The sequence below is a fragment of the Mesorhizobium sp. M7A.F.Ca.AU.001.01.1.1 genome (assembly GCF_004022735.1).
In the GTDB taxonomy this organism is placed as follows: domain Bacteria; phylum Pseudomonadota; class Alphaproteobacteria; order Rhizobiales; family Rhizobiaceae; genus Mesorhizobium; species Mesorhizobium ciceri.
Genome location: NZ_RZPF01000288.1, coordinates 1 through 7437, shown reverse-complemented (window position 1 = coordinate 7437; position 7437 = coordinate 1). Strand labels below are relative to the sequence as shown.

The 7437-nt window shown below is 64.5% G+C and carries 3 protein-coding genes and 1 pseudogene; all 4 read right to left on the bottom strand.

Going from position 1 to position 7437, the window contains the following annotated elements; all coding sequences use genetic code 11:
* Nucleotides 1–398 (bottom strand): annotated as a pseudogene (locus EN884_RS18510) (DNA topoisomerase IB); the annotation flags it as partial.
* 84 nt (nt 399–482) lie between these two features.
* A complete protein-coding gene (locus tag EN884_RS18505; protein ID WP_013529827.1) occupies nt 483–1367 on the bottom strand; it encodes a transglutaminase family protein in 885 nt (294 codons plus the stop codon).
* Nucleotides 1368–1370: 3 nt separating this feature from the next.
* Complete coding sequence (locus EN884_RS18500; protein WP_063168908.1) at nt 1371–3782, bottom strand: circularly permuted type 2 ATP-grasp protein; 2412 nt, start codon at nt 3780–3782, stop codon at nt 1371–1373.
* Between the two features lie 6 nt (nt 3783–3788).
* Nucleotides 3789–7148, bottom strand: a complete 3360-nt coding sequence (locus tag EN884_RS18495) for a transglutaminase family protein (RefSeq protein ID WP_063168909.1) — start codon at nt 7146–7148, stop codon at nt 3789–3791.
* Nucleotides 7149–7437 lie beyond the last annotated feature (289 nt).

Genomic DNA, 7437 nt, shown 5'->3' with positions numbered 1-7437 from the left:
CTCTCGGCGAAAGCGACAAGGCTCGAATATTTGGCACCATCGCGCTCTTCGGCCCATTGCGGATGATAACGATATTGCTTGCGTCCCCGCTGGTCCCTGCCGGTTGCCTGGATATGGCCGTCCGCGTCGGGCGAAATCCACACATCCGTCCAGGCCGGCGGAATGACGATCGCCTCGATGCGGGCTTTGGTGGCGTCCGAAACCGTCCGTCCGTCCGGTCCCTTGTAGGAAAACCCCTTGCCTGTCTTCAGCCGCCGGATACCAGGCTCGGCATCGCTGACATAACTAAGCGACGCATGATCGGCCGAGCTTTGTGCCCCGTTTTTGAACACGCCATCTGGCGATACAGCGTCCTCGCCAGCCGGTCGGCCGGGCGACATTCCGGATTTCTGCAACATGTCGGCTCCACGCGAATTCCGTAGATAAGCCACTGGCCGACCGCTGGTTCCACGCGCCGTCCGAAAACGGTGTCGAGCCTGCCTTCAGGCTTTCTCGAGCACAACCGGAATGACGTCGACAGCCTGCTCGCCGACCTGTCCCCCCGTGGTCTTGAGCACGCCGACGATCGGCGCCACGTCCGAATAGTCGCGGCCGTAGCCGACGGTGATATGGTCGTTGCTGGCCCGCATGCCGTTGGTCGGATCGAATTCCTGCCAGCCTGCGTCGCGCCCGCACCAGACCTTGACCCAGGCATGCATGGCATCGGCGCCTTCCAGCCGGGGCTTGCCCTTCGGCGGGATGGTGCGCAGGAAGCCGCTGACATAGCCAGCGGGAATGCCGAGCCCGCGCAGGCCGGCGATCATGATATGCGAAAAGTCCTGGCAGACACCGCGCTTCAGCCTGAAGGCATCGCTGGCCCGGGTCCGCACCGTCGTCGCCTCGCCGTCATAGGTGAAATCACGATGAATGCGATGGCACAGGTTCATGGCCGTGCTGGCGGCGGAACCGGCGATGCTGCTGCGTGCGTAGGCAGTGATCGCATCGTCGATGCCGGCATGGGTGCTGGCCGTCAGGAAATGGTGCGGTGCATCAGGTGCCAGAGACCGCACCGCGGCGAGCTCCTGCCTGAGCCGGGCGATATCGGGCGACACGTCGAGCCCGGGCTCGGGCCGAGACACCGACACGCGGGCGCTCATCCTGATGTCGAGCGCATCATGCGCGTCGCGAAAGGCGATCGAGGTGACGTTGTTGCCGAAGAAATCGGAAAAGTCGGAACGCTCGTTGGGCGCCGGCGCAAAGGACAGTGATGCGGCGATGACGCGCTGCACGCCTGATATCGTCGACGGCAGCACGCGCACCTGATGACGACCGCCGCCGGCAGCGGAAGCGTAATCATAGTGGAGATGAAGCCTGATATCGTAGAGCATGATTTATCCGAAATAGGCTTTGGCGAGGCTGTTGTAGAGGCCGCCGATTTCGTGGGCGAGCTCGTCCAGCGCCTTTGCCGTCATATCCGAAGGCTCCTTGATGGCGATCTGGGTGTTGAGCTGCAGGATTTCCTTCGCCGCCGGCGACATTTGCCCCTCCCCGCCGAGCGACGGCAACAGGCCGATTTCGGCCTTCAGCCTTTCGAGCTGGAACAGGATGGAGCGCGGGTTAAGCGGATCGAGCGCCAGCAGGTCGATCACCGTGCGCCGGCCGGCCTGCACCGGATATTGGCGGCGATGGGTCATCACGCTGTCGCCGATCTCCAGCATCATGTCGAGCGCGCCGTCCGGCGCCTTGGCGCTGGTCAGCCGCGACAGCGTGCGGGAGATCTGGATGCCGCGCTCCAGCCGGCGGCCGATCTCGAGGAAGCGCCAACCGGCGAAGCGGTACATGTTCTCGTGCAGCAGGCCGGAAAAGCCGGCGAGCTTACGCAGGATGACTGTCATCGCCCGGGTCGCGTCGTCGCCGGGCGCGACCGTCGTTGCGAACTGATGGATGGTTTTCGACAGGTCCTTCAGCGCCAGCCAGCCGTCGGGCGAGAAGCGGTCGCGAATCTGCCCGGCGCTGTAGACCGCGCTATCCAGCGTGCCGATCAGCCCTGACGGGATCGCCGTCTCGACGTCGATGCCGAAAGGTTCGAGATAATCCCTGATGTCGGCGAGCAGCGGCATGTCCGGGTCGGACGTTTCGGCGAGCCGCACATGGTAGGCGCGCAGGATGCGCACCGTGTCTTCCGAGCGCTCGATGTAGCGGCCGAGCCAGGTCAGGTTCTCCGCCGCGCGACTGGGCAGGCTGCCGGGCCTGGTGCGGCTGAAACTGTCGCCTTCCTGCGGCAGCAGCGTCTCGCGCTCCACCGGTTTGTCGCTGACAACCCAGACATCCGCCGCCTGGCCGCCACGCTGCATGGCGATCGCCGTCGGGTCGAGCGACAGGCCGATGCGGGCAAAACCGCCCGGCATCACCGTCCAGCCCTCCGGCGTTCGCGCCAGGTAGACGCGCAGGCTCGCTGGCCGCGGCTCCAGCCACCCGCCGACATAGACGGGCGTCGTCGAAAGCGTCACCGCTTCCTGGCCGACAAAATCGCCGCCATCGCGTTCGATGCGCGCCACCAGCTCCGCCCGCTCTCCGGCCGACAGCGCCGAACCGAGCTTCGTTGAATCGTCATCCTCGAAGGCAAGTCTCGTCGATAGCGCCGGGCCGATCACCATGCGATCGATGTTGGCCAGCACATGCGCGCGTTCGGTTGCTTGCCCGCACCACCATGTCGCGACGCTTGGCAGCAGCAATTCCTCGCCCCGCAAGGCCCGTGAAATCTTGGGCAGGAAGGCGAGCAGCGCACGCGTCTCCATCAGGCCGGAGCCAAGCGCATTGACGGTAGCAACCGCGCCCTGGCGGATCGCCTCGACCAGGCCCGGCGTGCCGATCTGCGAATCCGGGCGCAGTTCGAGCGGATCGGCGAAGGCGGCATCGAGCCGCCGCCACAACACGCTGATCGGCATCAGGCCGGAAACCGTGCGTACCATGAGCCGGCCGCCTGAAACGGTCAAATCCTCGCCTTCGAGCAGCATGATGCCAAGATAGCGGGCGATGTAGGCGTGTTCGTAATAGGTTTCGTTGAGCGGCCCCGGCGTGAGGATGGCGACGCGGCCGTCGGTCTCCTTGGCCATGCCGATCAGCGCGTCGCGAAAACGGCGGAAAAAGCCGGCAAGGCGGTGCACATGCATCTCGCCATAGATGTCGGACAGCGCGCGTGTGGTGGCGACGCGGTTTTCCAGTGCGAAGCCGGCGCCGGACGGCGCCTGCGTGCGATCGCCAAGCACCCACCACTGGCCGTCAGGTCCACGGCCGAGCTCGAAGGCGCAGAAATGCAGGAAGTGGCCGCCGGCCGGCTTGGTGCCGAGGACAGGCCGCAAATATTCGGGGCTGGCGGCGATCAATCCCGCCGGCAGGATGCCTTTTTCGACCAGCCGGTTCGGCCCGTATATATCGGCGATGGTTTCCTCGAACAGTTCGGCGCGCTGCACGAGGCCGGCGCTGATCGCCGCCCACTCGCTCTCTTCGATGAGAACCGGGACATGCGCCAGCGGCCATTCGCGTTCATTGGCGCCGGCCTTGTCATAGACGCGGTAATAAACGCCGGCATCGCGCAGATACTGGTCGGCGCGGGCAAAGCGCTGGCCGAGCTTTTCAGCACCGAGTTCCTCGAGCGCCTCGACAAAATGCTTCCAGGCCGGGCGAGGATTGCCCGATGCATCGACCATCTCGTCGACGACGCCGTCTATGGGCTGGTAGTGCTCCAGCAGGCTGTGGGTCTGCGGCTTGCCGCGTCCCCTCTTGTGATTCCCCTTTGCCATTGCTGATCAGAGTCTTGCCGGCCGCCGAAGGTCAAGGGTCATCGGGAAATCTTCCGCCGGTTGTTCTTCACGGATCACATAGGCGGATGGCGTATGGCCACGCGGTTCGAAGCGGGCGAGCCGCCGAGCTTCCGCCTCGTTGCCATTGACCGGAAAGGTGTCGTAATTGCGCCCGCCGGGATGGGCGACGTGGTAGACGCAGCCGCCGACCGCACGGCCCGACCATCGGTCATAGATGTCGAAGACCAGCGGCGTGTTGACGGGCAGCGCCGGATGCAGGCCCGATGCCGGCTGCCAGGCCTTGAAGCGCACGCCTGCCACCGCCACTTCGCGATTCTCAGTGACCTTCATCGGCACGATGCGGCCGTTGCAGACGACTGCGTGGCGCTCCGGGTTCAGCCCTTCGGTCTTGACCTGCAGCCGTTCGACCGAGGAATCGACGAAGCGCACGGTGCCGCCGATCGCGCCTTGCTCGCCCATCACATGCCACGGCTCCAGCGCCTGGCGCAGTTCCAGCTTGATGCCGGCATGCTGAACCTCGCCGCAGAACGGGAAGCGGAATTCGAGCTGGGCGTCGAACCATTCGGGACGGAACTCAAAACCGTTGAGCTTGAGGTCGTCGAGCACGTCGAGGAAATCGGCCCAGACATGATGCGGCAGCATGAAGCGGTCATGCAGCGATGTGCCCCAACGCACGAAACGGCCGTCGAGCGGGCTCTTCCAGGCACGGGCAATGATGGCGCGGACCAAAAGTTGCTGCGCGAGGCTCATGCGCGCATTGGGCGGCATCTCGAAGCCGCGGAATTCGACCAGCCCCAGCCGGCCGGTCGGTCCGTCGGGCGAGAACAGCTTGTCGATGCAGATTTCCGAACGATGCGTATTCCCGGTGACGTCGGTCAACAAATTGCGGAACAGCCGGTCGACCAGCCATGGCAAGGGTGCGTTGCCCTGGTCTGGATGCGGCACCTGCGCCATAGCGATCTCAAGCTCGTAGAGCGAGTCGTGACGCGCTTCGTCGAAGCGTGGCGCCTGGCTGGTCGGCCCGATGAACAGGCCGGAGAACAGGTAGGACAGCGACGGATGGCGCTGCCATTGCAGCACCAGGCTCTTCAGCAGGTCCGGCCTTCGCAGGAACGGGCTGTCATTGGGTGTCGCACCGCCGACCACGACATGGTTGCCGCCGCCGGTGCCGGTGTGGCGGCCATCGATCATGAACTTGTCTGCGCCAAGCCGTGTCTGCCGCGCCTCCTCGTAGATCGCCGTCGTCGTCGCCACGCAATCCTGCCAGTTGGATGCAGGATGGATGTTGACCTCGATGACGCCTGGGTCAGGCGCGACGCGGATGACGTTGAGGCGCGGATCGTGCGGCGGGCCATAGCCTTCGATGTGCACGGGAAGGCCTATCGCCTTCGCCGCGTTCTCGGCCGCCGCGACCAGTTCGAGATAGTCTTCCAGCGCCTCGACCGGCGGCATGAACACGCAAAGCCGCCCATCACGCGGTTCGACCGAAAGTGCGGTGCGCACCGCGCCGCCGATCTCGGTGATCTCCTGCTCGACCCGCTCCTGCTGGCCGGTCGCAGCGGTGAACGATGCCGCCTGCTGGCGGCGCGCCATCTCGTCGGCGCCTTCCAGTTCGGCTGGAGCCGGTCCGGCCAGTATGGCTTCACGCGCGGGCAGCGGGCCGCGTGGCAGTGACGGATCGACCGGCACGATATAAGGGAATTGCTCCGGCGGCACATAGGGCAACGTGCCGAGCGGCAGCCGGTAGCCGACCGGTGAATCGCCTGGCACCAGGAACAGCCGGCCACGCCGCGTCTTCCATTTTTCCGAACGCCAGCGCGGATCCGATGCCTGGCTGTTCCAGCGCTGGACGGGGAGCACATAGCCGGACGGTTTGGTCAGCCCGCGTTCGAACACTTTCGCCATGCGGCTGCGTTCTTCCGGATCCTCCAGCCTAGAGTTGGACGGATCGACATTGTCGGGCAGCTTGCCTTCCTTGAGCAGCCATTCGGCCGGATCCTCATAGGCTTCGCTGACCATGGCTTTGTCGATGCCGAGTTCGCCGGCAATCGCGGTGAGCAGGCTTTCGGCCTGCTTCGGGCCGATGTCGGCCTCGCTCTTTTCGCGTGCGATCAGCGACGGATCGCTCCACACCGGCTGGCCGTCGGCACGCCAGTAGAGCGAAAAGGTCCAGCGCGGCAGGCTTTCGCCCGGATACCATTTGCCCTGGCCGTAATGGAGAAAGCCGCCCAGCGCAAAGCGCTCGCGCAGTTTACGGATCAGTTCGTCGGCCTTTTCGCGCTTGGTGGGACCGACGGCGGCGGTGTTCCATTCGGCCGACTCGAAATCGTCGATCGACACGAAAGTCGGCTCGCCGCCCATGGTGAGCCGCACGTCGCCGGCGGCAAGTGCTTTATCGACCTTGTTGCCCAGAGCGTCGAGCGCCTGCCAGCTTTCGTCCGAAAATGGCTTGGTGATGCGCGGATGTTCGGCGATGCGGTCGACCCGCATCTCGAAGCCGAATTCGACATTGGCGAAGCTCGCCATGCCGGAAATCGGGGCCGCGTTGCGGAAATGCGGCGTGGCGGCCAGCGGCACATGGCTCTCGCCGGTGAGCAGGCCCGAGGTCGGATCGAAGCCGATCCAGCCGGCGCCGGGAAGATAGACCTCGCACCACGCATGCAGATCGGTGAAGTCGACGGCGGTTCCGGCTGGACCGTCCAGCGCCACCAGATCGGGCTTCAACTGGACCAGATAGCCGGAAACGAAGCGCGCCGCGATGCCGAGATTGCGCAGGATCTGCACCAGCAGCCAGCTCGAATCCCGGCACGATCCCTTTTTCGCGGCCAAGGTCTCTTCCGGCGAGAACACACCGGTTTCCATGCGCACGATATAGGCGATCTCGCGCTGCAGCCGCGCGTTGAGATCGACCAGGAAATTGACGGTGTTGGCAGCGCTGCGATCGATGGTCTTCAGCAGCGCCGACAGCAGCGGTCCCGCCGGCTCCGGAGTGCGATAGATGGCGAGATCGTCGCGTATCTCTTCCGGATACTCGAACGGAAACGCCTCGGCCGACGGCTCGACGAAGAAATCGAACGGATTGTAGACCGTCATGTCGGCGACGAGGTCAACCTCGATCTTCAACTCCGTCACCGGCTCCGGAAAGACGAAGCGGGCGAGGAAATTGCCGTAAGGATCCTGCTGCAGATTGACGAAGTGGTTCGCCGGCTCGACCTTGAGCGAATGGCTCAGCACCTTGGTACGGGAATGCGGCGCCGGCTGCAGCCGGATGATCTGGGGCCCGAGAACCACCGGCCGGTCGTATTTGTAATGGGTCAGGTGGTAGACGGCTGCCAGAATTGCCATGGGGCCCCGGAATTCAGCGTTTCAAACGATTTCGCTGAACCCTGACACATCTGGCGGCCATTCTCCAAGCAGAGATGTTGCGGTGCACCTAATTTAAGCAACGGTTACCGGCTCAGAAAAATGCCTGCAACCCCGTCTGCGCCCTTCCCAGGATCAGCGCATGCACGTCATGCGTGCCTTCATAGGTGTTGACCGTCTCCAGGTTCTGCGCGTGGCGCATGACGTGCATGCGCTGATCCTGGGAAGGGCGCAGACGGGGTTGCAGGCATTTTTCTGAGCCGGTAACCGT

Bases quoted from the DNA above. Each gene is read 5' to 3' on its own strand.
- EN884_RS18505 (WP_013529827.1), bottom strand. From the start codon at position 1,367: ATGCTCTACGATATCAGGCTTCATCTCCACTATGATTACGCTTCCGCT.
- EN884_RS18500 (WP_063168908.1), bottom strand. From the start codon at position 3,782: ATGGCAAAGGGGAATCACAAGAGGGGACGCGGCAAGCCGCAGACCCAC.
- EN884_RS18495 (WP_063168909.1), bottom strand. From the start codon at position 7,148: ATGGCAATTCTGGCAGCCGTCTACCACCTGACCCATTACAAATACGAC.